General features: G+C 59.1%; 27 protein-coding genes and 4 pseudogenes. 10 read left to right on the top strand and 21 right to left on the bottom strand.

Annotation, left to right across the window (positions count from 1 at the left end; translation table 11 throughout):
* Positions 1–338: 338 nt before the first annotated feature.
* Together OKW41_RS30370 and OKW41_RS30365 are read right to left on the bottom strand one after the other, a co-directional pair.
* Positions 339–563, bottom strand: a complete 225-nt coding sequence (locus tag OKW41_RS30370; RefSeq protein ID WP_018419043.1) for a dodecin family protein — start codon at positions 561–563, stop codon at positions 339–341.
* A 491-nt stretch (positions 564–1,054) separates the two neighbouring features.
* Positions 1,055–1,744: a Uma2 family endonuclease gene (locus OKW41_RS30365; RefSeq protein ID WP_429574935.1), complete on the bottom strand. Its 690-nt coding sequence runs from the start codon at positions 1,742–1,744 to the stop codon at positions 1,055–1,057.
* A 542-nt stretch (positions 1,745–2,286) separates the two neighbouring features.
* On the opposite strand from OKW41_RS30365, the gene OKW41_RS30360 reads away from it, so the two are divergent.
* Both OKW41_RS30360 and hfq read left to right on the top strand, forming a co-directional pair.
* A complete protein-coding gene (locus tag OKW41_RS30360) occupies positions 2,287–2,496 on the top strand; it encodes a hypothetical protein (protein WP_429574934.1) in 210 nt (69 codons plus the stop codon).
* Between the two features lie 76 nt (positions 2,497–2,572).
* Positions 2,573–2,836, top strand: coding sequence for an RNA chaperone Hfq (gene hfq / locus OKW41_RS30355; RefSeq protein ID WP_429448856.1), 264 nt, complete (start codon positions 2,573–2,575; stop codon positions 2,834–2,836).
* 343 nt (positions 2,837–3,179) lie between these two features.
* Here the strand turns inward: hfq and OKW41_RS30350 are convergent, their stop codons facing one another.
* The 8 genes and pseudogenes from OKW41_RS30350 to phaP form a co-directional block, all read right to left on the bottom strand.
* On the bottom strand, positions 3,180–3,515 hold the full coding sequence (locus OKW41_RS30350; protein WP_429448854.1) for a hypothetical protein: 336 nt from the start codon (positions 3,513–3,515) through the stop codon (positions 3,180–3,182).
* Between the two features lie 86 nt (positions 3,516–3,601).
* Positions 3,602–3,805, bottom strand: coding sequence for a cold-shock protein (locus OKW41_RS30345; protein WP_187635655.1), 204 nt, complete (start codon positions 3,803–3,805; stop codon positions 3,602–3,604).
* A gap of 251 nt (positions 3,806–4,056) precedes the next feature.
* Positions 4,057–4,797, bottom strand: a complete 741-nt coding sequence (locus OKW41_RS30340; RefSeq protein WP_429574933.1) for a 3-ketoacyl-ACP reductase — start codon at positions 4,795–4,797, stop codon at positions 4,057–4,059.
* Between the two features lie 65 nt (positions 4,798–4,862).
* Positions 4,863–5,246: a hypothetical protein gene (locus OKW41_RS30335; RefSeq protein WP_429574932.1), complete on the bottom strand. Its 384-nt coding sequence runs from the start codon at positions 5,244–5,246 to the stop codon at positions 4,863–4,865.
* Positions 5,247–6,003: 757 nt separating this feature from the next.
* A complete protein-coding gene (locus tag OKW41_RS30330) occupies positions 6,004–6,381 on the bottom strand; it encodes a response regulator (protein ID WP_429448123.1) in 378 nt (125 codons plus the stop codon).
* A gap of 253 nt (positions 6,382–6,634) precedes the next feature.
* Positions 6,635–7,086 (bottom strand): annotated as a pseudogene (locus tag OKW41_RS30325) (VOC family protein).
* Between the two features lie 95 nt (positions 7,087–7,181).
* Complete coding sequence (locus OKW41_RS30320; RefSeq protein WP_429574931.1) at positions 7,182–7,421, bottom strand: DUF2442 domain-containing protein; 240 nt, start codon at positions 7,419–7,421, stop codon at positions 7,182–7,184.
* Positions 7,422–7,821: 400 nt separating this feature from the next.
* On the bottom strand, positions 7,822–8,403 hold the full coding sequence (gene phaP, locus OKW41_RS30315; RefSeq protein ID WP_429574930.1) for a TIGR01841 family phasin: 582 nt from the start codon (positions 8,401–8,403) through the stop codon (positions 7,822–7,824).
* An 821-nt stretch (positions 8,404–9,224) separates the two neighbouring features.
* Here phaP and OKW41_RS30310 point away from each other — a divergent pair.
* Positions 9,225–9,488 (top strand): XRE family transcriptional regulator, encoded by a 264-nt coding sequence (locus OKW41_RS30310; RefSeq protein WP_429361891.1) that lies wholly within the window; start codon positions 9,225–9,227, stop codon positions 9,486–9,488.
* A 156-nt stretch (positions 9,489–9,644) separates the two neighbouring features.
* Here the strand turns inward: OKW41_RS30310 and OKW41_RS30305 are convergent, their stop codons facing one another.
* Entirely contained in the window at positions 9,645–10,196 is a 552-nt protein-coding gene (locus tag OKW41_RS30305) for a hypothetical protein (protein WP_429574929.1), read from the bottom strand.
* 419 nt (positions 10,197–10,615) lie between these two features.
* Between OKW41_RS30305 and OKW41_RS30300 the strand changes: the two genes are divergently transcribed.
* On the top strand, positions 10,616–10,888 hold the full coding sequence (locus tag OKW41_RS30300) for a hypothetical protein (RefSeq protein WP_429574928.1): 273 nt from the start codon (positions 10,616–10,618) through the stop codon (positions 10,886–10,888).
* Between the two features lie 70 nt (positions 10,889–10,958).
* Positions 10,959–11,108, top strand: a pseudogene (locus OKW41_RS30295) (cold-shock protein); the annotation flags it as partial.
* A gap of 304 nt (positions 11,109–11,412) precedes the next feature.
* Here OKW41_RS30295 and OKW41_RS30290 read toward each other — a convergent pair.
* Entirely contained in the window at positions 11,413–11,592 is a 180-nt protein-coding gene (locus tag OKW41_RS30290) for a DUF2934 domain-containing protein (RefSeq protein ID WP_429574927.1), read from the bottom strand.
* 242 nt (positions 11,593–11,834) lie between these two features.
* Positions 11,835–12,137 carry a hypothetical protein gene (locus tag OKW41_RS30285; RefSeq protein ID WP_429574926.1) on the bottom strand — a complete coding sequence of 101 codons (303 nt, stop codon included), beginning with the start codon at positions 12,135–12,137 and terminating at the stop codon, positions 11,835–11,837.
* A gap of 879 nt (positions 12,138–13,016) precedes the next feature.
* Here OKW41_RS30285 and OKW41_RS30280 point away from each other — a divergent pair.
* Positions 13,017–13,526, top strand: a complete 510-nt coding sequence (locus OKW41_RS30280; protein ID WP_429574925.1) for a hypothetical protein — start codon at positions 13,017–13,019, stop codon at positions 13,524–13,526.
* A 423-nt stretch (positions 13,527–13,949) separates the two neighbouring features.
* On the opposite strand, the gene OKW41_RS30275 is transcribed toward OKW41_RS30280, so the two are convergent.
* A complete protein-coding gene (locus OKW41_RS30275) occupies positions 13,950–14,138 on the bottom strand; it encodes a CsbD family protein (RefSeq protein ID WP_429574924.1) in 189 nt (62 codons plus the stop codon).
* A gap of 616 nt (positions 14,139–14,754) precedes the next feature.
* Positions 14,755–15,101, bottom strand: a pseudogene (locus OKW41_RS30270) (nitrite reductase); the annotation flags it as partial.
* A 263-nt stretch (positions 15,102–15,364) separates the two neighbouring features.
* On the opposite strand from OKW41_RS30270, the pseudogene OKW41_RS30265 reads away from it, so the two are divergent.
* Positions 15,365–16,779, top strand: a pseudogene (locus OKW41_RS30265) (PLP-dependent aminotransferase family protein).
* Positions 16,780–16,857: 78 nt separating this feature from the next.
* Here the strand turns inward: OKW41_RS30265 and OKW41_RS30260 are convergent.
* On the bottom strand, positions 16,858–17,061 hold the full coding sequence (locus tag OKW41_RS30260) for a DUF2970 domain-containing protein (RefSeq protein ID WP_429574923.1): 204 nt from the start codon (positions 17,059–17,061) through the stop codon (positions 16,858–16,860).
* A 591-nt stretch (positions 17,062–17,652) separates the two neighbouring features.
* On the opposite strand from OKW41_RS30260, the gene copM reads away from it, so the two are divergent.
* Positions 17,653–18,027, top strand: coding sequence for a CopM family metallochaperone (copM, locus tag OKW41_RS30255; RefSeq protein ID WP_429574922.1), 375 nt, complete (start codon positions 17,653–17,655; stop codon positions 18,025–18,027).
* 68 nt (positions 18,028–18,095) lie between these two features.
* On the opposite strand, the gene OKW41_RS30250 is transcribed toward copM, so the two are convergent.
* The 4 genes from OKW41_RS30250 to OKW41_RS30235 form a co-directional block, all read right to left on the bottom strand.
* Entirely contained in the window at positions 18,096–18,278 is a 183-nt protein-coding gene (locus tag OKW41_RS30250; RefSeq protein WP_429576570.1) for a hypothetical protein, read from the bottom strand.
* On the bottom strand, positions 18,190–18,474 hold the full coding sequence (locus tag OKW41_RS30245; protein WP_429574921.1) for a hypothetical protein: 285 nt from the start codon (positions 18,472–18,474) through the stop codon (positions 18,190–18,192). The genes OKW41_RS30250 and OKW41_RS30245 overlap by 89 nt, the downstream gene beginning before the upstream one ends.
* 149 nt (positions 18,475–18,623) lie before the next feature.
* Positions 18,624–19,319, bottom strand: a complete 696-nt coding sequence (locus OKW41_RS30240) for a glycine zipper 2TM domain-containing protein (protein WP_429574920.1) — start codon at positions 19,317–19,319, stop codon at positions 18,624–18,626.
* Between the two features lie 521 nt (positions 19,320–19,840).
* Positions 19,841–20,551 (bottom strand): SWIM zinc finger family protein, encoded by a 711-nt coding sequence (locus OKW41_RS30235; protein WP_429574919.1) that lies wholly within the window; start codon positions 20,549–20,551, stop codon positions 19,841–19,843.
* A gap of 444 nt (positions 20,552–20,995) precedes the next feature.
* Between OKW41_RS30235 and OKW41_RS30230 the strand changes: the two genes are divergently transcribed.
* Entirely contained in the window at positions 20,996–21,469 is a 474-nt protein-coding gene (locus OKW41_RS30230; protein ID WP_429574918.1) for an HU family DNA-binding protein, read from the top strand.
* A gap of 238 nt (positions 21,470–21,707) precedes the next feature.
* Here OKW41_RS30230 and OKW41_RS30225 read toward each other — a convergent pair whose 3' ends face one another.
* Entirely contained in the window at positions 21,708–21,911 is a 204-nt protein-coding gene (locus OKW41_RS30225; RefSeq protein WP_429574917.1) for a hypothetical protein, read from the bottom strand.
* Positions 21,912–22,676: 765 nt separating this feature from the next.
* Here OKW41_RS30225 and OKW41_RS30220 point away from each other — a divergent pair.
* A complete protein-coding gene (locus OKW41_RS30220; protein WP_429574916.1) occupies positions 22,677–23,105 on the top strand; it encodes a hypothetical protein in 429 nt (142 codons plus the stop codon).
* Positions 23,106–23,121 lie beyond the last annotated feature (16 nt).

Genomic DNA, 23,121 nt, shown 5'->3' with positions numbered 1-23,121 from the left:
CTGCAGGCGCCAATGTAAAAAATACTCCTGCCCCATCGGCCAGCGGCGGTTTGACCGTGGCGCGACAGTAGCCGGGCCCGGATGGACTGCGCTATCTGCGATGCGACGAACGTGGTCGAATTTACGTGCGTTGAAGGCGAGCGCGTCCCGCCAGCTCGCAGCGACAAGGGGCGCAGGACGGACCGAAGCCCGCTGCGACGCAGTCATACCGCCCGGCTGAACTGCACGCTAGCGTGAGCATTCTGGGAGTTGCGCCGTCCGCAACTGCCGTACAAGCTCGATGCCGCAAACTTGCAGTGTCGTAAGCCTCTTCTCTGCCGTGGTTCGGGGTCGCCGTTTCATGCTTCGTACTTGAACGACAAAGATACTCGCGCCCGGTATTCAACGACCTTGCCGCTATCGACCCTCATGTCGAGCTTGCAGACTTCGGCGACTCGCAAATCACGCAGCGAGTTCGCTGCAATTTCCACAGCATTTTTCGCCGCATCCTCCCAGGAGGTTGGGCTGGTGCCGATAATTTCCGTGACGCTGTAGACGCTGGATTCGGTGTCTTGCTTGGCCATGATTCTCGCTCCTCTGGGTTAGGAGGCACGGTTTCCGCACCTCAATGATTTCATCATAGGCCGGCCTGCGTGCCACGCGTCGCTTGAAGTAGCAACGCGCGTTGCCATAGTCCCGCCAGGACGCGGGCCAATTTCCAATGGCGAAGCATGTTCGATTGCACAGCGAAACGCCGACACGCTGGCGGCCAGGCGCCAACGAGACGTTCATCGATTCCACATTAGCTTTTGCAGAAGCGGAGTAGATTGGGGGCACCACGCCGAGCCGTTGTCGAGCAGATTATGAATCGCCTTTATCAGCCGGCCCATAGGGGCGGGCTTCAGCAACAATACGTCCCATAGCGGCCCGTCACAGGCAAGAAATGCGGACGCCGCAGAGGTTGGCGTTGGCGATGGCTACAAAGCGGAAGTCCGCATCGAGGAACGACAGTTCTGCGCCGACGTGGTTGCGACACGTACCCGGGCCGACATCAGGATGAATTGACGCACACGGATTATGACTGCGCCGATGTCGCGCGATTCAGCAGCGGCGCATTAGCGTTGGCCTGCTTCGCCTCCCACTGCACCGAGTCATGGCTGACATCCCGAGCCCAGGTCATTTCCGCAACTCGATGGTGTATATCGTCGCAGACCAGGCTGCCGATGGTGCTGACCGACGCACTGACCTGGCAATAGAGGGGCTCGAGCGAGAGTGCTATCGCGAACGCGGAAGCCTGGCGTCGGCCCTCGGCTCCCCAAAATTCAAGTCCCCCATTCTGTCTGACCACAATCACCTCCTTCGCGCCGCCTTCCAGGTACGACGCGACCCTACGGTCCATCTCGCGCTGCCGGTCGCTATCGAGCAGCACTTCTACGCAAAGGTCGGGTACAAACGGCACGGGGGTGTCCCCATCAAGACCTTCCCATTTTTCGGGCGCCATCCATACCACGTCCGGGACCCTGATACCAAACGATGGCGTCACCACCGGCACTGCCATGGCGGCAAGGTGCCCCATCTGTTCGGACAGCTGACAGTAAATGTCTGTGAAGGCCAGCTGGCGCGTCCCCGACGGGCAACCATTCGCCACCACCTCGCCGAACCCGTTCAACTCGTACCGGTCGCGCGCGGCATGTTGCGCGGTCGCGACAAGGCGATGCCATGCGGCAAGCAATCCGTTGCGGTCCAGCAGGATGGGCGTGTCCATGGTTGTCTCGCAGTGGCATTCATTTAAGCGTATACCCTCTCTCTGTGGTTTAACAACGTGTAACACTTCTTTGGTGCTGTGCAGTGCACAATTACAGCTCGGCGAGCAGCCGTTATCGAGTGTCGGCAGCCGCACACTGCGGACTGTCGGTTTCCTTGCTCCTGGAGGCCTTGCAGTCTAGTATTCAAGTAGTTTCTCAGGTTCGCTGTGCACTGCCGCAGGAGGCAACCGATGAGAGCCAGGACACGACGTGCTGAAAGGACATTGGGTGGCGTCAACCGCGTCCGCACCTGCGCGGTGCTGAGTGCGGTCGCGACCCGGAATACAATGCGATTGGCAGCAACGGAAGGCACCACCGAGGCCGCCTTGCCACACGACGTCCAGCACCGCGAGTCACATGAGCCGTCAACGGAGATTCGTGTCCGTCGGAGGCCGAAGCGGGTGCTTAACTGAACTGGCGGGGACGCACGCAAGTTGGCGGGGCCGGGCAGCGCCTCGAGGCAGTCAGCTTAGAGTGAGCTCTGCCGCTGAGGAGTTCCGATATGAAACTTGACGCCGCCACTTTCCGGCAATTGCGTCGCCTGGCTCCCGTCCTCGACGACGTCCTTAACGCAGGCGAGGTCGAGTATGCAGACCAGGCTGTGAATCTCACTGCATTGGCAACCCTGTGCTCACAATTGTTCGACGCATACCGCCACTTGCATCCGAACGATACGGAGCAGGCATGCCTCGACGCCCTCGAGTCGCGGTAACACACTTCCTCTGGACTGGCTCGCGGCTTCAGGTATCGCCCGTACAATCAAAGAACCTATCGCTTTGGCCCAGAACATGACCGCACGCCCATGCGTACAGGACGATTTTCTGCAGACGCTCTTAAAGGCCAAGACCACCGTCAACGTGTTCCTCGTGAACGGCATCAGACTGAGTGGTCAACTGGCCGGCTTTGACCAGTTTGTAGTGCTGCTGGAGTCTGGCTCGGGCGTGCAACTTGTTTTCAAGCATGCCATTTCGACCGTGATGCCGGCCAATGGCAGGGGCCCGGCACGCGATTCCGGCGCGGCGGTGAGTCGGGACAAGCCGAGCAACTTGTGAGTTCGCGTCCGATGAGAACTGTCATGACATGCTGTGGTCTACGCTTGACCTGCGCATAGTCAGGCGACGTCCACGTCGGGAAGGTCAGACAGGCGCGCACAATCCGTACTCTTCGGAACGGTAACTCCGGCGCGCCAAAGGGTCACGTCGCGTTCTGGTACGCCGAGTGACCTGGCCACCCGACTGGAAATCACCTTTGCACGCTTGATGGTTATGTCCAGCCGTGCAGCGAAGGCTCGCCTGGAACAATGGCGCCGCTAGCTGCGAAGTCGCATCACCGTTCCGTTGCCGTATTCACGGACGCAATCCGTCTCCCGCGACAACAGAGGCACGCCAGCGTCATTCACTCGTTAAAGAGGTCGCGGCACGGCCCGTCATATCGAACGTCGAGCGATGACTCGTCCTTGAAAACGAGTCGCTTTACAACTCCGGAATCCTGGACTTTTTGAACGGCGTCCCGTTTCACGAAGACGCCTGGACGTTCATCGGGCAGAACCAGCTGCATCAGCGGACCGTACTTTTGCATGGCGTGGAAGAAGCTGGACTCCAATGAAGGTTCTCTCACACCCAGCCAGTAAACCAGGGCTGCGCCAGGATTTCGGGCGTCGCGTGCGAGAAAGCGCAACGTCTTGCGGGTACCCTGGTAGGACGAGGGTTCGATATGCGACACATCGTGCATGCGGGTCTCCAGCTGGTTGTCCGTACGTTTTGCAAAACGGGCTGCGTAACGTCCCATTCATCGCGACGAGGCAAGCGTCGGGCTTGTTACAGCGGCTTGATGTTGGCAGCCTGCTTGCCCTTCGGCCCCTGCTTCACGTCGAAGCTGACCTTCTGATTCTCCTGCAATGATTTGAAGCCGCTGCCCTGAACCTCAGAGAAGTGGGCGAACAGGTCTTCTCCGCCGTCGTCCGGCGTGATAAAGCCGAAGCCCTTGGCGTCGTTAAACCACTTTACAGTTCCGGTTGCCATATTCACTCCACAAAAGTTTAATGTCGCATTCGCGTTTGCTGTATTTTCACAGCGCGGCGAATCAGGAGGAAGAGTCTCACCACGCTGACACTGTCTTCGCGAGTCACATCGGTCGTCGATGTGCGCGACCGGCCCAGTATTACGCCATCAGTGTGGGGCGCCGCGAAGCCGCTTGCGTCTCGTCGCCACTTCGACGGGAACGCAGGCCTGGACAGCTAGCGGCACGCGTAAAGCACGCGTCCATCGAGGGCTCAACCCATGTGAAGTCCACCGTTGAGCGAAAAATCAGCACCGGTCGCAAAGCCGGACTCATTGCTGGCGAGCCACGAGACAATTGAAGCAATTTCCGACGCCTCTCCGAGACGGCGCACCGGAATGCCCTGAATAATTGCGTCCAGTACTTCAGGACGCACCGCACGAACCATGTCCGTGCCGATGTATCCGGGGGAAACCGTATTCACCGTGATGCCCTTCGTTGCCACTTCCTGGGCAAGCGACATCGTGAAGCCGTGAATACCCGCCTTGGCAGTCGAGTAGTTCGTCTGGCCGAACTGCCCCTTCTGGCCATTCACGGATGAGATGTTGATGATTCGCCCCCACTCCCTGCTGACCATCCCCTCGATGACTTGTTTGGTCACGTTGAACAGGCTCGTCAGGTTCGTGTCGATGACATCGTTCCAGTTCTCTCTGGACATCTTGCGAAACGTGCCATCCCGCGTAATGCCGGCATTGTTCACCAGCACGTCAATCTCACCGACCTCTTTCTTTACCTTTGCAAAAGCGGCTTCCGTGGACTCCCAGTCACCGACATTCCCTTCGGACGCGGTAAAGGAAAAGCCAAGCGCCTCCTGCTCCTTCAGCCATCTTTCCCGCCGGGCAGAGTTGGGTCCACAACCGGCGACGACCGTGAATCCGTCCTTGAACAACCGCTGAGAAATTTCTGTGCCAATTCCACCCATGCCGCCGGTGACATAAGCGATTCGCTTTGACATGCTCTTCCCTCCGGTGTTGTTGTGGTTAAGGATTGAAACTTGTGGTTCGCCTGCATGTATGCGGCTCACGCTGCTTCGCGCGCGTAGGCCGCCCGTGAGGCCGTACCTTTCAGCTTCCGGGCGGCAGGTTTGCGAGCAGATACAGGTACTGGCGGCGCGCTGGGTACCTCCTCTGGCAAACGGCCGCGCTCAATAAAGAGCTGGAGCACCTTGCCCGCCAGCGGATTCCCGCGCTGCTCCAGTCTTCTGGGCAGGGTGTGCGCAAATGATTTCAGGTCGTCGCGTCCGTGCGAGGCCTCGAACTCCAGAATGGTTTCCGAGACCGCAGCGAGCATGCTTTCCTCGTACAGCGTGCTCGCGATATGCGAGGCGCCTCGCGACAACTCCATCTCGTACTTATTGAGGCGCGGTGCCTGGTCGAACGCCGCATCCTGTTTAACTGCCTTCACATTGATTCCCTCCGGGTTTGCGGAAGAGACGCCTGCTGTGCCGCATCCGAAATGCGTACAACTGCATCATTGCGAGTACGATGCCGACCGGACTGCGAACTTCAGAACGTACGGGAATCCACGGAGCACAAACTCCCCTGGCCCGCGTTTCCCGCGAACTGCGAATCAGGCGACCGGAGGCTGCCCCGTGCAAAGCCAGTGAACATCGAGATGGAGGACGGCGGCGAGGCGCGTACAAGCGTTCAGCGGCGGCACGGTGATTCCGCGTCGCCAATATTGCACGTCATATTCGCTCACACCCAGCCACTTCGCTGCGCGTGCCGAACTGATGCCGGCGCGTGTCAATGCCCTGTCGAGGCGTGCGGCCAAGGCGCGCGTCAGGCGGTCATTGCCGACACTGCGCTCGAGATGACCGATACTTTGAGTATGTCGATTCATTTGTCTAACTTCTCTCAGATTATATTTTTTGCAATTCAACACCGGTTATTTCGGTGCCGGCCGAATCTACATATTTGTCATGACGGCCTCATGACGCCATGTTGCCTTTTCGCCGGCACGCCGGATGCCACTCTGGCGGGCGTTATAGTTGCGAGAACAACTATTCCTCCGCGCGTGCAGCGGCGCCAATCCATAAATAAATGTTCACGTTTGCCGTTGCACATATACGACAAAAAGGTCGTCCAAACCATCCGGACGAGCACAACCCGGGCTTGCGTTTAGCTCGGCCCTGGAGTGACCGCAGACAGCCAAGCAATGCCTAGGCGGCCAGGAGCGCGCTCGCCTCACCACAGCTTTGAGCATCTTCAATGACTTGCAAAAGTGCCTCGAGGGAGAACGGTTTGTGCAGACAGACATCGAAAAGCCGCGCGAGTCCGCCGTCCTCACTATCTCCTGTCATGGAGACCATGAAGGGCCGGTCAGCGAAAGGCGTATTGACAATCGACAGTGCGACTGCACTTCCTTTGATTCCGGGCAGGTTCTCGTCAAGCAGGACCAGTTCGAAAGCGCGGTAGCACAGCAGCGAGAGCGCGCTTTCTCCGTCTTCTACCACCGTGGCGCGGTGACCATAGCAGTCAAGCAGGAAAGCCAGACTGTCCGCGACCACTTCATTATCTTCGACGACCAGCACGTCCATTCAATGTCTCCTTAAATGCCAAAAAAACTCGGGTTAACATTGATTCGTATTATTATATTATCCTAATTGTTTTGGATGGCTTACGTATGTTAAATGGTTGCGCCCAACTTCACTAGGCTTTAGCTTAAAAATAGCAGCACGAACGTCCGTGAGTTCGGCGACGGCACTGTCAAAATCATTATGTATGTACTTGACCCACATCCGTAGCCAGCACTATTTAGCCACCTATAAAACTGATAACACGCCTTTCACGTCATGGAAACTTCACGCGACGAACCGTCGGTTTCCGCTGACAACCGCTATCTTTCGGATTTCCTCGCACCGGCGGACGGTGGGTTATGAAACGACTCACCGTCTGCCCCCAAGGCTCTTTCCTGCTCCTGACGGGCATTCGATGTCCTCGCGATTCAAGCTTCGCCGTTGCCTTTTCGACACTATCAATATCAAACTCGAGCCAGGCTTGTGGAGCAGGAATGTCGTCGGGCGAGGAGTCCTTGCCAAAACACGACTGCGCCGCCTGAGAAAGTGGCCACAGGGCAAAACTTTTTGCGCCCTTCAGAGCTTCCGTATGAAGGTAGCCACCACTCTCCTCCTTGAAGGGGATGCCGAGGTACTCGCCGTAGAGCTGGCGGCTTGCCCCACATCACGAACGATTGGACCAAAGCCCGCCATGAACAGAATTCCGGTGTTTCCGATTCGTTCCATGGCATCTCCCCAACAAATAATTGAACGTCCGCTCACGCGATGTATGGCGATACCGCTCCGGTGCCACGCAGGAGCCGCAAAGTCTTTGAAAGGCGTTAGCGACGTGCCGTATCAGACAGAAGGGCAAGCAGCGCAGACACGTTCACATCCTCATCGATTTGAGGCCACAACAACTGCTGGCGGTCCATCGAGATAGCAAATTGTTCGCGCTCAGCTGGCGTTGCTATCTCCAGAACAGGAAACCAGTTCAATGGGAATCGGACAGCCCGACCGTCGGACAGGTCCAGAAGCAAATGCGTGCTGTCGAAACGCACGTCAACTGCCGCACCGCGCATGCTTACCTCCCACGGCGTTGAAGAAAGAACGCACGACGACGCGAGTCAGCACTACCTGAATTGCCGACCGCCTGAAGCTTTGACGTGAAGCAAGGCCCGAAGGGTAAGCAGGCGGCAAAAATCTATCCCAGCTGACACCTCAGCGCAACTCGCTGACATGCACAAGAATGGTCCGCCCCAGTGGACCATTCTTTCTTCAGCTATGTGCCGTGACACGGTCTCCTCGGGTGCGTTGGTCCCGGCGCGAGCCTGGTAACAGACGTCGGCGGACATGACGTGCGCCCGAACGACCGACCAGCGCTCACGAGAACTGGGCTTGTCCGGTAGCGGCCAGGTCGCAGTGTGTGGCCAGGCACGTTAGCTCCTTGCCGCGCGACCACGGGTTCAACGTTCCTTCAAATTATTGCTTCGCCGCCTTCGCAGCTTTTGCTGCCTTATCGACTACCCCGTCAGCCGCTTCGGTCACCTCCGATGCGGCTTTTGTTGCGGCGTCCAGGTTACTTTGCGCGACTTCGACTGCCTGCTTCGTGGCCTTTTGCACGCTTTCCTGAGTGGTGTCGGCCAGCGTGATGGCTTGTTTCAGAAATGCGATTGTGGCTTCGGAGCCGACCGGGGCGCTTTGCGCGAAATTCTCGATGAACGATTGAACCTGGCGGCTGACCTCCTGGTACCGCGCATTGACGACCTCGGCCAGCTGCGTTTGCGTGGTCGAGGCAATCTCCGCAACCTGACGTTCGTACTTCAGGACCTTCTCCGCCGAGTGCAGCGCCAGCGCGTCCTGCAGACCGGTAACTTCCTGTCGGTCCTTTTTCGCCAGCCCGTCCTGCTCGCGTTGGTGCCAATCGGCGAGCGTCGTTTTCGCCGTATCCAGATTCAGTCTGACGAGCTTTTCCTCGCCCTCCAGCATTCTGCTGGCCAGGCCGAAAAAGAAGTCAAGATTGGCTTGCTGGGCTGTAGCAGCCTGTCTCTGAAAATCAGTCATGTTCGCCTCCAGAAGATGTATGCGGAACGCCCAGCATGTTCGGCAACGGTGACCAACTGATGAAGCGCGCCGTCTGGAAGCTCCCGGGTCGGCTGCATTTTCGACACCGGCTCCGCAGGCGTATTGGTCTCGGCCCCGAGCCCGTACAACGTCCTCAGCGCTGGGCTGCGTAAGGGTGCTCTGCGGACGTCGACAGATGCAGGAGCTGCAAACGACGAAAATTCAATTACAGGACCGTAGCGGTGGGGGCGCCAATTGAATCTGCCTATCTGGGGCACCCTTGAAGAAGGGTGTTTTTTCTCTCGCCGCCACCGGCTGGATGCGTCTGCGCCCTGATTGCGCTGGCGCTTTCGCCGGAGACCATCATCGCGATGTGTGACGAGGTCGTGGAACAGCGCGCCGCTCTTTTCCACGCAAGCAGATATTTCGCCGGCGGAACTTGCGGCACCCGCTGGTGACCAAAGCCGGTGACGCACGAACAGGTGCCGACCTTCGAGTAAGTTTTCCGACAGACCTACGTCTGCGAGCGTTGTCATTGCGCTGCTAATTCACTCGAAGACAGCGGCGGAGTGACTTCTGGCCGTGTACGGGATAGGGAAAACGGCACCCGTGTCGATTACACCGGGGCATTTAAAGCGTTAACGCAGAGCGGGGAAGACGCGCCGCAACGGGTGTTCAGGTGCAGTGAAGTTCACGCGAACGACCTGCCAGCCCGAGTGATGGCGTTCGACTGCAAGCATCAACATCGAAGTCGTGTCACACCTTCGTAGCGTGAAGTACCTAGGTTTGGTCACGATGAGTTACACGGAGCATTGCACGTCATGAATCGTCGTCTGAATCTTGATGTACATCTGCAAGGCACTCTCAAACACAACGGCTCCCGGCGGGCCTTCGCAGCACGACTGGACATGACCATCAAGCGCGCCAAGGTGACCTCCGGTCGGGTGGCCAGGTCACTCGGCGTATCGGAACACGAGGTGACCCTTTGGCGCGCCGGAGTTACCGTTCCGAAGAGTACGGATTGTGCGCGCCTTTCTGAACTTCTCGACGTGGACGTCGTCTGGCTATGCGCAGGTCAAGCGTAAGCGACAGCATGTCATGGCAGTTCCCATCGGACACGGCCTCGCACGCGGTTCGGCTTGTCGCCATTCACCGGTGCCTCGGTCGGGTCACGTGCCTGGCTCCTGCCATTGGCCGGCAGCCCGGTCGAAATGGCATGTTTGACACGCCGGCCTCACAACTTACGCGTCGGACTTCCACGGCCATGAGGGGTAGACTCGCCCGCTGCTTTCAACGCTCTCCCGTTGGTCCTCGGCTTGTCCGCCATTGCGCTCGACATCGCCAGCGCTCGGAGCCTCGTCCGCCTGCAAGCTCTCGGAACTGCCATCGGTCGAATCAGCGCACACGTCCTCGCCAGCTTTCACCGACGGCAGGCCCACACCGAACCACCGAACGTCGCTACGCAACGCAGCGACGTACGCACGCCATCCGTTTGCGTTGTCGGCAAACAGGCTCCGTCGAACAGTGGAAGCAAGACGCTTGCGATTCAGCTCAGGCTCAAGCAGTTCCCGTGGCCATGCGAAGAAGGCGTCTGACACCCGCTGAACAAACTGCTCTGCTGTCATCCGCGGCGATACCTGTTCCAGGAGCGGGAAGCCTCCAAGCGGGTCGTGCGCCGCGGCCAGTTCGCGTACGGTCTTGTGGCCGTCACCACATTTCAGGAGGAGGTGCATGACCTCCAGTACGTCACCAAGGTGAAGCAACAAGGCACGGCGCTCGAATGCATCATTCATCTGCTCATTTCTCTCTACGTGAGTCGAAGCACAATTCTAGCTTGCCAGTCGCGCAGCGCTGTGAGAGGCCCGGTGTTGCTTTGCCTCGAGCGGCAAAAACTCGGACTTCTCCGCGGACCTGTCTGACAAGGCGTCCATCCTGTCGCTTTATCAGCAATCCTGAACTGCCGATGCATGGCGAGGCGACAGGAGTCGCCCTCAGGCAACGCGGGCGCGCGGATTTCGATGGTCAGGGTACGAGCCGGACTGTGCCGTCGGCCGTCCGGCTCCTGGCAATTCTCTGAGGCCCACTCACCTCGAAATATCCGGTTTCAGAAATCACAAATCCCTGGTCAACATTGCGGGCGTCTGCGGCGTTAAGGAGATGAACGGTGAGAAACCGTCCCGTTACCTGAACGGAAAACCTGCTGGAGCGGAACATGAAAAACACGAACGAGGAGTCCCTGCGTTGTCAGGTTGAAAAGTGGCTCGCACCGGCGCCCACGATGCACGTTCATGTAACCAGATTCAGTCGCACCGCAGGGAATGGGAGACGCTACGTGTGCGTCGAAACGTCGTCACCAGCCGGAGCGCGCGCGTTGTTTTTCTTCAGGCACGATGACGGCAGGTGGAGCGTGTTCCCGCCCACTGCCAACAGGCGGAAGTCAACTGCAGAGCACCCTCTCGTGCAGGTGGCCGCTGCCACCTTTTGATGACGGTCACGAGTTTGCCGCGCTCACTCCCGGCGCTCGGGATTCAGAAGATGCCAAGGGCTTCGGGTTTATCACGCCGGACGACGGCGGGGACGACCTCTTTGCCCATTTCTCGGAAATCAGTGGGCAAGGTTTCAAGTCTCTGCAAGAGAATCAGAAGGTCAGCTTCGACGTCAAGATGGGTCCGAAGGGCAAGCAGGCTGCGAATATCAAACCGGTCCAGGAAGAAATCTGCGTCCTGGTGGCGCACGATTCCCGGTCCGTTGGGCATCGTATTTTCAGGGCGGAGTCGGCGCAAGAGCGCCGCCCGGCACCAAGCGCCGAGATTCCCCGTCACGCGAAGCTTGGGTACAGGCGGCGCCAGCTTGGACTGTCGTCGCGGTCGCACGCAGCGGCAACGAAGGAATACCGCGCAAGCACCGCGCCGCCGTGCAGTTCGCCAGCAAGAGGAATGTAGTGGCCTGGGTTATGGCTCGGCCACGCACTCAACGGCGTGGCTACTCCTCAGCGCTAGCCGGTTTTCGTCACCCTGGCAGCCGGCCCTTCGGGCCATCTCCGTTGCCGTCGGCTTCTGATTCTTCCTCATCTATCTGAAACTGCGCTTGTTCCCAATACTCGTCGGCGCGTCCCTCCGGGCTGCCGTCTTTTTCCCAGAGCTCGTAGGCCCTTGCACGAATCTTCTCTTCCCGCGAATCGTTATCCATTGCATGGCTCCTGGTAGGTTCCCCACGACCAGCTACTCATCAATTTGTACAGCGACCCTTTCGATGGCAGAAGGCGCAGGAGCTAACGACAGAACGTACAAACTCAAAGTCGGCGAATATATGAAAGCTGCCGGCATTTGATGTTCCGGACGCTATCCTGCAACCAAGGCAACCTGCCGCATAACGCTCCCTGACCGGGAGCCTGACCGTGCAGATTGCCGGGTACACGTCCAACGGCACGCCTAGTAAGCCTTCTTCATTCCGCCGCTGTCTGAGGCAGGCGCAGCCATTCCCCCCTTTTTCTGCATCTTCGGCTTCATCTGCTTTTGCGACATTTCACCTGACTTTCCCATAGTGTTTGCACCCGACGCGCCAGATGGTGACTCTGTCGTTCCGCTTGCATTCGGGGTTCCCATTCCAGTGCCACCCTGGCCTGCACCGGCGCCCCCGCCACCAGTTTTTCCCGCACCCTGCGCGTAGACGGCGCCCGACAGACTCAACATTAACGCCGAAGCAAGCAAGATTCCTTTCGTAGCAACTCGCATGATGGGCTCCTCCGTGTGCAGAGCGACCGGCTGCGACCCCAGGTCGGTGCAGTCCGTGTCCTGGTTAGCGCATTTCCCGTGCCGCTTCTGGCCATGGCATAAGGCCCTTGATTTCATCGTTGACGAAAACAACCAAGCTATCGTGCACACATCGACGGGCCGCGCGCCAGCACGCGAATGCCGCTGCGCTGAACTGGAGGAGTTTCCCAGCGCGCGCTCGCGTATTCAAGGCGGTCGACACAGCGTCTGCAGAATCGGCGGACGACTGACGAAGAATGACGCCGTTACATGCCGCACGTCATCTCACTGGCTGCATTGTTCGCCATCGGTACCACAGACGGCGGCAAGTGTGTCGGCCAAGCTTGCCCGGTGACTCTGGACCCCGACCGTCTCGCACGAGCCGGCTGCCGTCACAGTCACGGCAGCAGTCGCCCCATGTCGCCCGCAAAAAAGGGCTTTCTCCATGGCATGCGCGTTGCGCGCATAAGGGCATCCACTTTTCAGGAGAGCACCATGACAATCCACGAGAGTTCCATCCGCGGCCGGCAGCATGCGAAGCTGCTGCCGCCTGTCAGATAGTCGCACACAGGCAGACCCGGTACATCGGGTCGTTGCCTCCCTCACGGAGGACACCATGACGAATCGACGAAAGAGACAGACGCGCAACGTGCGCCGCGACGATGATAAAGATGAACGGCCTGGAGACGCCCCGAACACCTCTGGCTCACCGGTGCCTGACAGCGCTCCCCCACTCGTGCAGTCAGAGGACGATGACGCAATGGTTGACGAAGACGCGCCGGGACAGGAGTCGCCGGGGCGCGGTGTTGCGCCGGAACAGACCGTTTCCAGCCAGGCACGCAACGAGCGGAGATAGCTGCAATGGACGACCGATTTGACCGACGCGAACTGCTGCTTCACCTCGGCGACATGCTCGAAGTTTTGGGCTGTTTAGCCAGGACAGGTCGGCCGGAGGCGCTGGTGGTGCAGCTTGCGAAGGAGCAGAACTTGTCACAGGATTTCCGCTTCCTCCAGGCGCTTGGGCCGAAGATGACGGTGGCCGAGTTCAGCGCGGGCGTCGCCAGCGCGTTCTTCCTGTGGCCAAAGAAGCTGCTTGATACGGAGCTCAACCGGAATGCGCTTGCGTCAACCGTTCAGCACGACCTTTTTGATGGCAACCCTGACGGCTGGAACTCGTATGTCGGTCACCTCCGGAAGAAGGTGAAGTGGTTCGGGACGGGGCTTCCCCAGATGATAACGGACGCGTTGGCCGAGCCGTTGCACGATGCCGCGGAGGAAGTGAATCGAGTCGGGGTCGCGTCGTCCCCTGAGCGGGATGTGCCCGGCGAGCGGAAGGGTTGGCCTTGGCCCGAGCCAAGGAGGACAACCTGACCCCAGCGAGTCGTCGCATCCAACCCGGATTCAAGGTCCCCAACGCGGCCGGCCCCGCATTGTCAACGACGAAGTCTCTCTTTCGTGAACTGACGGTGCTTGTCGAGCGGCCGACAATCCATGCGAAGCGCCGACTGCGGCTTCCATTTTCGTCTGCGTTCCGAGAAACGTGCTTCGTTATGCCGCCGATGCCAGAGCGACCCACTGACCCTCAAACCTTCTGTGGCGCAACACGCTACCGAGGGGCGACATGACGGCGAGGACGCGCCGTTGAATCTTCCAGCTTAGCTAAACGTATTGGTAACCACGCGCAATGAGGCACCCATCCACCGCCGGTACCGGCGACCAACTTCGCGAGTCGGCCGCCTGATGAGGCCTTTGACGCTGGGTCAATGCATTGACCCAGCCCCGGGAGGCGTGCGGTTAATGGTGACGTGTCGTGCGGTCCTTCGCCGCTTCCTTGGCGTCACCGACGTCTTTCCTGGCTTGTCCCGCGGCTTGCTCAACATCGCCTTTCAGTTCCCGGGCCGGTCTGCCCGTAACCTTGCCCATTGCCTCATTGACCTTGCCCTTCATCTTTTGAGCCACGCCTTTGACCTGGTCCTTGTTCATGATGCCTTCCTCCGAGTATGCGACCGACGTCGCGTTAACCAGATTGCGATAAAAACAGTATAGGAAAAGCGGGGCGTTCGTGAAGCGGAGGGCGTGCACGAACACCAGGTTGCACGATTCGCGTATGGTAAATCGCCGACGACAAGACGCTCACGTGAGTAGCCCCGGGGCTGGCGCTTGCGATATGCGTCCTGCGGACGCGGAACGGTTGAAGCAATAGTGAATGAGGTCCTCGTTGCGCTCGATAAACGCGAGACTCGCCAACTCCTTCCTTCACGCGGCGTGCCCCTTCACCAAGACAACGCCTGCCCAGCACCGGGGGAAACGTGTTCTGAATTCAGATGGGACCGCACTCACTACGGCCCCTACAGCAGAGCGGCCCGGTAAGCCTCATCCCGCCTACGTTCGGCCGGACAGGAGACGGGTCGACAGGTCGCCGCGAGCAGGACAAGGAGCCCTTCGCCCATCCCTCAGTTCCTGCATTGCGGACTACTGGCCGTTTTGCCTTGAGCCGCTCGGTCCGCTGTTTGACGTCGCTGTTCGCGCCGCTACGTGTCCCCTTGAATTTACCTGTCGCTCCGCTGACTCGAGCCAGGCTTGTGGAACAGGAATGTCGTCGGACGTTCGTGCGCGTGGTGAAGTGAGCGGTATGCGTCGGCAGATGGGTCGCCCCCAGCTTTGCCTGCGCCTCGACGGCGCTCCGATAGACGTCGAAGGCAGGGTCATCGTATTCGCGGGCAATGCGGGCCAAAGACGCGCAGCTGTGCGCTCGACAGTTCGCCATAAGGCACAGCCACGCGCAACATGGGTGCGTGCCGTTGTACATACCATCCGTTTTGCAGTCTGAGCGGGCGAAAGTCTTCCTCGCTCAATTGGCCACTTTGCCAACGCTCCAGCTGGTCGCGGAATTGGGCGGCACGGCTTCTAACGAACGCTTTTGTCAAAATCGGTGTATCGATACATGGGTGGGAAGCTTCTCCGGTCATGCTTTTCCAGACGTGCGCTTTTGGGGCGCGGGGCAGACGGCTACGGTAGATGCGTCGACGATAGTCAGGAAGAAGCAGATGCGGTGGATTTGGGCGCAGCAGTGAGGGCTTGGTCAGGCTGCTAGCGTGAGGGGCCGTGAATCCGGGTAGCATGACAGCGAACCGTAGAGGTGACTCGGGGGCGTCACCACGGCTCAGGCGCCCCAAGTTCCCTTCAGCAGCGCGCCGCAAGGTCAATCAATGAATCGCTTCGAAACCATTGCAAATAACCTGGCAGAACAAATCCGCGCAGGGCACATCCCTGTCGGGACCAAGCTCCCGTCTTTGCGCCAAATCATCTCGCAGTACGGCGTCAGTCAGACACGGTATTCCGAGCCTACTATCTGCTCGAGCAGTGGGGTTTAGTCCGCGCCGAAGAACGCGCCGGCTACTTTGTCACCCGTGGCGCGGCTGTCGACGCGCGTGCGCCTGCCGAAAAGCCGGGAGAGGCGCCGAAGAAAGTCGACATCAGCGACCTGGTGTTTTCGGTACTGGAGTCGACCCGACACCCGGACATCGTGCCCTTGGGTTCGGCGTTTCCTTCGCCCAGGCTGTTTCCGTCGGCGCGGCTTTTGAAGTCTCTGGTGGCGGGCACGCGTTCGCTCAGCCCTTGGAGTACGGTCGAGGACCTGCCCGGTAGCGACCATCTCCGCCAACAGATTCGTTTGCGGTACATTGGGACAGGATTTGCCGTTGCGCCCGAAGAAATCATTGTGACCAACGGCGCGCTGGAGGCATTGAATCTTTGCCTGATGGCGGTGACCCGGCCGGGCGACGTCGTTGCCGTCGAATCCCCAGGGTTTTATGCCGCGCTGCAGGCAATCGAGCGACTCGACCTGAGAGCAGTCGAAATTCCAGTGAACCCAGTTTCGGGGTTAGACCTGGACGCGCTGCGAAGCGCGCTCGAGCAACATCCCATCCGGGCATGCTGGTTCATGCCCAACTTTCAGAATCCGACAGGGACCTCGCTGTCGGTCGAGAAGAAACGCGCATTGGTCGAGATGCTGCGCGAAAAGCAGGTCCCGCTCATCGAGGACGACGTTTATCAGGAGCTCCACTTCAGTCGTGACCGGCCTTTGCCCGCAAAGGCATTTGATACTGAAGGGCTCGTCATGCATTGCAGCTCGTTCTCGAAGACGCTCGCGCCAGGCTACCGCATCGGATGGGCGACTGCGGGCCGATTTGCTGACAAGGTGAGGCGACTCAAGCTGATGACGACGCTGTCTGCCTGCATACCTGCCCAAGCGGGGGTCGCCGACTATCTCGAGCACGGTGGATACGACAAGCACCTGCGCTCGCTGCGTTCGTCGCTTCAAGTTCAGCTTGAGCAGATGGAAACGGCTCTGCAGAAGTGGCTCCCCAGTTCGGTGACGTGGCTGCGCCCAGACGGCGGTTACATGCTTTGGGTGCAGCTCCCTCAATCGGTGAGAGCGATGGAGCTTCACGTGCTGGCGAGCAAACGCGGCGTCAGCATCGCGCCAGGGCCTATGTTCTCGGCAAGACGCACTTTCCAGAACTGCATTCGGCTCAACTTCGGGCATCCTTGGGACGCCCGCTTCGATGGCGCGATTCAAGCACTCGCCGACATCCTCGATGACCCTTCTGTCCACGAATGACGGAACGTGACCAACCAGCGCTGCGGTTTCGCTAACGAGACCGGAACCGCGTTGTCATCTTGGCGGCCGAGTAATTCCTCAGAATCCTTGAGCGGAACTCGTCCCATCGACAATCAGATGAACAGCGCCGAAGATGAGCAAACCAATCCCTATGGCGACGGCAACTGCGACAAACGGTAGCAGTAGCATGTTGACGTTAGCTAAATCCGCCTCGTGATTGGCGCGCTTGCGTACTCCAAAGAAGCTGGCCAGCACCATACAGACCATTCGGACAAGTTCCATGATTTTCTCCCGAAAACGAACCATACCGCCATGGTCCCGCACTTGGCACCCAACCAGAAGAAGCAGTTCTGGTCAAATCGAGGTAAGCAGTCGACTCCTGTTGCGGTTGCGACCGAACGCTAAATCCAGCCTCCGTAGTTACTAACTCGGCCTATCAACATCCGTCGCGAAGAAAGCGACCATGTCATTTAATATTCCTCGGAAGATAAACAACCGCTCTATCGCCGCCAGGATGACCAAAAATTCCGCTCGAGATGGCATTCCGCCAAGTCCCAATTCTAGTGCCCCGCCAGACTTCCGGCGTATGGAGCCAAAGGCATTTGAGGAGCTGACGTGCGCTGTTCTCGACAAGGAACCGGACGTAAAGAACTCTGATTTGTTTCATGTGGACGGGCAACCGCAGTATGGAATCGACTCCTGGGCTGATATGCGCCATGAGTTCGCGGTAGTGGTTGCCTCCTCGAAGTGCTACCGAAACCATCACTGACCGGCAGATTGAGGATTGGTCGAATGACTTTCTCAAACACCACGACTCTTACTGTAAAGCGAGAAACGTACGCCGCTTCATTTTAGCGGTGGCATCGCCAATTCATGCGCGCAAGTTGTGCAATATGGTGGTCCAGCAGAAATTGCGCTTCCATGAGCTCTCAGCAGAGTGCGTCGATGCCCGGGATGAATATGTCCAGTACGGCAGATACCGGGGCGGGTCCGTCGACAGCGGCGTTCAAGGAGGCTGACGAGCGCATGATGAAAGGTATGAGTTCCACTCCGTACACTGGAGATGCCGATAAGGATTTCGTGTCACACATGATTCACCATCACCAGGGCGCCATCGAGATGGCCGAGGTGGAACTGAAGTACGGCAAGGACCCCGAGTTGAAGCGGCTGGCCAAGAACATCATCAATGCCCAGCACGACGAAATCGGCTTTATGCAGAGATGGCAGACGAAACGTGGCGGCAAGTAACTGCCTGCGTCAACTCGGGCGAGTGCCCCAATACGGGCGCAACGCGGTTCCGGCTAAGGCTACGGCACCTACCGGGCTGCGAGAAATGGCTCTCGTCGAGGAAGAGTCGCGCTCAGTTCCGTCTGCGACCAATCACGCGCTATGAGGGCCAGCAGCGGCAAATCAGTCGTCGTCTTCGTGATGATGGCGTTCCCATCCACGGTGCCGACCGTGGTCATGCCATCGGCGCTCGTCGCGGTAACCGCCTTCATAGCCGTATCCGTAGCCATAGACTGGAGCCGTCGCGTAGACCACCGGGGGGGGCGCCTCGTACACGACCGGAGGTGGCGCGACATACACGGGACGAGGAACGCCCAGAAAAACTCCGACGTCTACGTGAGCGAAAGCCACGCTGGATGCACACACAGCGGAGATGCCCACGGCAAGAGAAAGGATAGCGCGCTTCATGGAGTTCTCCTGTCCTGCTCAGTTCTGACGGGTGCCAGACACGACGAACGGCGCCGATTATAAGGGTGCCAAGCCGCAGCAGGTACGGCCGGATTGTCAATTCTGTAACCGGCAGTAACCGTAATGGTCCCGCCGGTTTTGGAGGCTGATTACGACGCGCTCAGGGAGTCGCCCGAGACATGAACGCGCTCACCGACCTGGACCGGCGGCTGCGTCGTGTAGTTGAAATTCCGGTAGCTGCCGTCCTGCATTCTGACCTGCACCTGGTAGCTCGTCGCTTTGCGCACAGCATGCTCAATGCCATTGCCCGCAAGGCCACCGCCGACGGCGCCGGCAATCGTTGTCAGAACGCGACCACGTCCTCCGCCGACCTGATTTCCCAACAACCCGCCAGCGACGGCCCCGCCTACGGCCCCGAGACCCGTTGTTGGCTCGGATTCCTGGACCGTATTGACGGCGACTACTTCGCCGGTGTTCGGGTCAACGGCGACCGGCCTCGGCGCGGGTGTTGCGGAGGATTGATTTGCGTCGTTGTTCGCATAGCCGCGGGCCTGCTCAACGGGCACACTATGGCGATGATGGACGCGCGGCTGGGCGGGTGCTTCCTCCCGGGTCACGCGTTGCTCCCCGTTCGGTTGCGGCGAAGCGACCGGTGCGCTGGCGATTTGTGCCGCGACCGGTATAGCTTGCGTCGGAGGCGCCGTTACAGCCCGGGACGTCGGAAGAATGCCCGTCATCGCCGCGATACCTGTAGCGCTGGCGAGGATGACGGCCACGGCGGCAACTGCGACTAAAGGGTGAATGCGCCCACGCTGCGGTGAACTGGAGGTCAGGTTGGTGTTCATGTCGTGCTCCGTTGATGTGTGTCAGCGAGAAGAACGCCGCAACCGACAGAATGGTGCACCGGGTCACTGTGAGATTTGTAAGCAGGTGTATGCAGTGCGCTACGGAGGGTTCAAGGGGAAGCCTCCTGAAGGGCAGACCGTAGAAGCGTCAAGGACAGCCTCGCGTCGAGCCGCATTCTTTTTTAAGGATACGGCGCCGGAACGTTGGTTTCCACTCAGCGCTGACGCGACAGCATCGGCAACGTCCATGGCATGCAGAAAAAACGACCCGTACGTGCTGTCGGGTCCCATAAGGGACGGCTGTCGCCTGGGGTCAATGGCGGCACCGTAATGCCCTGTTGACCATGCCGCGGTGACCATCCGCTGCACGTGTGAAACGAACGCTCCTTACCGGCAGTTACGAACCGGGCGCGGTTTGGATACAAGGACGGCAGCGGAGACAAGCCAATCTGCGACGGGCGCGAGCGGAAATTGCATCGGGACGTTCGATGAGTTCAGGATGACGGCAATGCGCCGGGCTATCACTGACTCCGGTACTCGTTATCCGTGGCTGTGGAAACGGAGAGCGTCGCGATAAAATGCGGTGCTTGATAGGATTCGGGTAACAGAGCAACCCCAGGTATCGAAGTCTGCTGCGGAGGGCTCGCGCCGCGAACAGTAGCTCGTCGCGCGGCGTCATGTCGCGCTCGACCGCTTCCAGCAGCAGGTCGCGCAGGGTGGCTTCTTTCTTCATTGGTCTTGCGCTTCTTGCGAGGCTTCGCCGTCCCAGGCCCCTGGGCGTGGAACACTTCCTCGCCGGTGTTTTCAAGCCATGACAGCGCGACCGCAACCGCGTGCTCGCAAAAGACGCCGTCGCCTCCAACCGGGCAATTGCATTCATAGGTCAGCTCGCCGTCGCCGCCCACGCCCAACTCGACACTGTACCGGTGCGTGCCGCGCACATTGGCGCGAACGACGCTGTGACGCTCTTCCAGGCGAGACACGGCGCCGTCGTGGAAATAGGCTTTAACTCGCGCAAATGTCTTCAGGCCAGACAGCGACTGGACTTCGCTCAATGCAATGACATCGTGAAGTGGTGATGGCAATGGGAGGACGTAGACATGCTTGCATGAAGAAAGATGAATGAAACGGCGCGCAAGCAGTCCAGCTGCAACGCACACTGAAAGACCAACGGATAGCCGCAATCGTTTCGCATCTGCCGTTGACTGCCACGGCAGTTGCAGCTCAGTCAATCCATACTGATTGATACACGGCTGGTCAGCCAGTGTGCCGACAACGCCGGTCCGCGCTCGCCGAGAAAACGTTCTCGCACGCGGTTCAAGTCACACGCCGATAGCATTGAGCTTCCGCGAAAGCACCGCCGCGTCGCGCTCCCACCCTCACTGCGCTGACGGAGTCAGTCGGGGAGGCCTTCCAGCGGGGACAGTCACGGCCAGCAGCGCTGCTTCAATCCGGTCCGCAGGGTCTCACTGGCCGAATGTCCCTAAAGCAGAGTACAGGTCACCGCTTTATTAACTTCTACGCCAAAAATCCCTTGGTTTAAGGCCTCAGACATTGCGTCTTCATGGCGGTCTTGCTACGCTGGCGCCCAACCCGAGGATTTGTACCTTTGCGTTAGTCGGTGACGGCGCAAAGGCAAAGGTCTTGGGCAACCTTTGACTAGAAGCGAGGAACTCATGGCAACCACCACCACGAAGAAAACTGCGGCTCCGGCCACGAAGAAAGCGGCAGCTCCGGCTACGAAAAGAGTGACGGCCGCCAGCAAGAAAGCTCCGCCTGTCGCCAGGAAAGCTGCTGTGCCCGCAGCAAAAAAAGCCGTTGTGGCCGCTCCGTTGAAACCCATCAAGGATTCGTTTACGAAGGCATCGCTGACCGTTCATCTCGCAGAGCGCTCAGGCGTCGAACCCAAGGCGGCAAAGGCGTTGATGGCGGCGCTTGAAGAAACGGTGCTCGCATCGATTCACAAGAAGGGCGCGAAAGAGTTCACGCTCCCCGGCCTGCTGAAGGTTGTCGCGCAAGACGTACCCGCTAAGAAAAAGCGCTTCGGCAAGGACCCGTTCACGGGTGAAGACAAATGGTTCGCGGCGAAGCCCGCTTCGGTGCGCCTTAAGGTGCGCCCGCTGAAGAAGCTGAAGGACGCCGCACTGTAAGCGAAAGTGTTCTGACGTGATAGCGCCCCTCGCGACCAAAATCCGAGGGGCGTTTTTATTTGCGGCGCACGACGTCGGCGTAGCAATTGGATAGCGCGTCGTTTTGTGAGTGAACCGGTCGTGGTTGAGCGCCCGCCAGCTCGCGCGTGAGTATGACGCACGACACTTCTCGTCGGGCCGAAAGCCTCACTACGGTGCAACGGCATTCGACGGCGGCAAGCCTGGCGATGAAAAGCCTTCAGGCCAGCTCTTTGACCTGTCGCGTCGCCCGCTCCGAACCAAGGAGACACTCGAACATCCGAGCCTCAGCTTTCGCGATGTCGTTGAGGGAAGCAGCGCTGAGTTGCTCACTGAATACAGCAAGACCGGTGGATAAAGCCAGGTAATCTGCATCACAGACACGCCACCCGCCGCTTGCGTGCTCTTCGGCGTTGATACGCATAAGTGCGGCTTGTGCCGATTCAATCTCGCTCAGCGCGCTTGCCCAATGACCGAGCCGTCCGAGTTATTCCGCAATCAGAAGGGTTCGACCAAGCGCTGAAAACAGGTCGCGTGAGCCGTGGCCCCGTCGGAAAGCATCCAGTGCAATGTAGCACCGCAGAAGCATCGCCTGCGTCACGGACTCAAGCGAAGCGTGGCTGTAAGTCAGCGCGCGCAGTAAAGGTGACATTGCCGGGCGGCTGTGTTTTCGAGAGCGAATTTTGCGGTTCACGTTCAGTTGTCTGGTAGCGCGGTAAACGGCCAATATGTTGAGTTAGATGGACGAAAAGCAAGATGGCTGCACGACCGCTTTTTGCCGAGCCTCTCAAGGCTACGGCCAGATGGGCTCGTTAGCACGCTGTGACCCATGACACCGGCTCAAACCCGACGTATCTTGCAGCTCAAGGCGAGACACGCGCTGGCCGGACTGTTGTCGCCAATGCCAGCTTGACCCGCATGCCGTAATGCGGACGACAAGTTAGATGAGCTGCAAGGCGTCGATGCTGCAGCCTTGGCTCGATTGGCAGGTAGGCCAATCCGATGTCGGCATGCGGGTCAAAATCATTTTGGCGTCGACAGCAAATCTGCTTGTTCCCTCCCCCTGAGGTTACCGCGTGGTTTTGCCGAAGTACGCCGCTCGGCCGCTTAGCCTCCGGCCAACGGGCGTCGTGTATTATCGTGAACACCGACGTTGCCCCGAAACAGGTTGTCAACACAGGAGGAGCCAATGGACGTATCTTTTCTCATCGACCCACTGCGCGAGACTGTGACAAGTGTCCCGGATGGCTACGCGCGAGCCGCTGAACTGATAGGCACTGATACGGCGAGCGGCTCGCCGCTATGGTCGGAGGCGACTGACCCGGATGCCACTGTCGAGGTGATTACTGCGGACGACAGCCTGATAAACGAGCCCCTTTCGCGTGGCTTTTTCGTGGTCACCTTGACCAGGGACGGTGTACCTTATGAACGCCTATTTGCGGGCAAGGCAATTCTGAACGCCTATGGCAACCCGCCGTCGGACATCAAGGACCAAGTGAAGACGCTGAAAGCTGCACGAGAGCGCGTCAGGTTTCTCGGCTCGGAAGATGCGCTCCTTTGGTTCGAGCAGCACGCAGGCGGTGCCCCCTTCAACCTCGACGGGTCCACGGAAAACTGATTCTCAACGCCGAGCA

Origin of the sequence: Paraburkholderia sp. UCT70 (assembly GCF_050434085.1) — a bacterium.
In the GTDB taxonomy this organism is placed as follows: domain Bacteria; phylum Pseudomonadota; class Gammaproteobacteria; order Burkholderiales; family Burkholderiaceae; genus Paraburkholderia; species Paraburkholderia tuberum.
The sequence above is the reverse complement of the archived record's forward strand: the minus strand, read 5'-3'. Positions and strand labels throughout refer to the sequence as shown.

Excerpts from the sequence above, each read along its gene's own strand:
- OKW41_RS30275 (WP_429574924.1), bottom strand. The coding sequence starts at position 14,138 with ATGAACAAGGACCAGGTCAAAGGCGTGGCTCAAAAGATGAAGGGCAAG.
- OKW41_RS30350 (WP_429448854.1), bottom strand. The coding sequence starts at position 3,515 with ATGCACGATGTGTCGCATATCGAACCCTCGTCCTACCAGGGTACCCGC.
- OKW41_RS30250 (WP_429576570.1), bottom strand. The coding sequence starts at position 18,278 with ATGAAGGCGGTTACCGCGACGAGCGCCGATGGCATGACCACGGTCGGC.
- OKW41_RS30340 (WP_429574933.1), bottom strand. The coding sequence starts at position 4,797 with ATGTCAAAGCGAATCGCTTATGTCACCGGCGGCATGGGTGGAATTGGC.
- OKW41_RS30280 (WP_429574925.1), top strand. The coding sequence starts at position 13,017 with ATGGACGACCGATTTGACCGACGCGAACTGCTGCTTCACCTCGGCGAC.
- phaP (WP_429574930.1), bottom strand. The coding sequence starts at position 8,403 with ATGACTGATTTTCAGAGACAGGCTGCTACAGCCCAGCAAGCCAATCTT.
- copM (WP_429574922.1), top strand. The coding sequence starts at position 17,653 with ATGCGCGCAAGTTGTGCAATATGGTGGTCCAGCAGAAATTGCGCTTCC.
- OKW41_RS30320 (WP_429574931.1), bottom strand. The coding sequence starts at position 7,421 with ATGCGCGGTGCGGCAGTTGACGTGCGTTTCGACAGCACGCATTTGCTT.
- hfq (WP_429448856.1), top strand. The coding sequence starts at position 2,573 with ATGACCGCACGCCCATGCGTACAGGACGATTTTCTGCAGACGCTCTTA.
- OKW41_RS30310 (WP_429361891.1), top strand. The coding sequence starts at position 9,225 with ATGAATCGTCGTCTGAATCTTGATGTACATCTGCAAGGCACTCTCAAA.
- OKW41_RS30240 (WP_429574920.1), bottom strand. The coding sequence starts at position 19,319 with ATGAACACCAACCTGACCTCCAGTTCACCGCAGCGTGGGCGCATTCAC.
- OKW41_RS30345 (WP_187635655.1), bottom strand. The coding sequence starts at position 3,805 with ATGGCAACCGGAACTGTAAAGTGGTTTAACGACGCCAAGGGCTTCGGC.
- OKW41_RS30365 (WP_429574935.1), bottom strand. The coding sequence starts at position 1,744 with ATGGACACGCCCATCCTGCTGGACCGCAACGGATTGCTTGCCGCATGG.
- OKW41_RS30220 (WP_429574916.1), top strand. The coding sequence starts at position 22,677 with ATGGACGTATCTTTTCTCATCGACCCACTGCGCGAGACTGTGACAAGT.
- OKW41_RS30230 (WP_429574918.1), top strand. The coding sequence starts at position 20,996 with ATGGCAACCACCACCACGAAGAAAACTGCGGCTCCGGCCACGAAGAAA.
- OKW41_RS30260 (WP_429574923.1), bottom strand. The coding sequence starts at position 17,061 with ATGGAACTTGTCCGAATGGTCTGTATGGTGCTGGCCAGCTTCTTTGGA.
- OKW41_RS30305 (WP_429574929.1), bottom strand. The coding sequence starts at position 10,196 with ATGAATGATGCATTCGAGCGCCGTGCCTTGTTGCTTCACCTTGGTGAC.
- OKW41_RS30290 (WP_429574927.1), bottom strand. The coding sequence starts at position 11,592 with ATGGATAACGATTCGCGGGAAGAGAAGATTCGTGCAAGGGCCTACGAG.
- OKW41_RS30360 (WP_429574934.1), top strand. The coding sequence starts at position 2,287 with ATGAAACTTGACGCCGCCACTTTCCGGCAATTGCGTCGCCTGGCTCCC.
- OKW41_RS30245 (WP_429574921.1), bottom strand. The coding sequence starts at position 18,474 with ATGAAGCGCGCTATCCTTTCTCTTGCCGTGGGCATCTCCGCTGTGTGT.
- OKW41_RS30330 (WP_429448123.1), bottom strand. The coding sequence starts at position 6,381 with ATGGACGTGCTGGTCGTCGAAGATAATGAAGTGGTCGCGGACAGTCTG.
- OKW41_RS30285 (WP_429574926.1), bottom strand. The coding sequence starts at position 12,137 with ATGCGAGTTGCTACGAAAGGAATCTTGCTTGCTTCGGCGTTAATGTTG.
- OKW41_RS30225 (WP_429574917.1), bottom strand. The coding sequence starts at position 21,911 with ATGCGTATCAACGCCGAAGAGCACGCAAGCGGCGGGTGGCGTGTCTGT.
- OKW41_RS30300 (WP_429574928.1), top strand. The coding sequence starts at position 10,616 with ATGAAAAACACGAACGAGGAGTCCCTGCGTTGTCAGGTTGAAAAGTGG.
- OKW41_RS30370 (WP_018419043.1), bottom strand. The coding sequence starts at position 563 with ATGGCCAAGCAAGACACCGAATCCAGCGTCTACAGCGTCACGGAAATT.